Annotated in this window: 1 pseudogene; it reads left to right on the top strand. The window is 46.3% G+C overall.

The annotated features are described in order from the left end of the window. Positions 1–259, top strand: a pseudogene (locus AB4512_RS24350) (hypothetical protein); the annotation flags it as partial.

Genomic DNA, 259 nt, shown 5'->3' with positions numbered 1-259 from the left:
GTGGCTCGTTACCAACTCTTGAAGAAGCTCGAACAGCAAAAAATTGTCCTCACCCCCAAGATGTCTATCTTCATTGAGCAGCAACTCGCTATCACGCCAACTTACCAAGTTTTAGAGCGTGGAGATGGTTATGAGTTTACGGTACCTGCCTTTAATTACCCTTCGATTGCCAACCGGCTCATCAAACAGTGGCGCCAAGACCAGAAGACGCTGGTGTTTGTGTTAGATGCAGAGAAACAAGAACTCGACCTAAAAGAGT

The organism is Vibrio sp. 10N.222.52.B7 (genome assembly GCF_041474275.1).
In the GTDB taxonomy this organism is placed as follows: Bacteria; Pseudomonadota; Gammaproteobacteria; order Enterobacterales; family Vibrionaceae; genus Vibrio; species Vibrio crassostreae_C.
The sequence above is the reverse complement of the archived record's forward strand: the minus strand, read 5'-3'. Positions and strand labels throughout refer to the sequence as shown.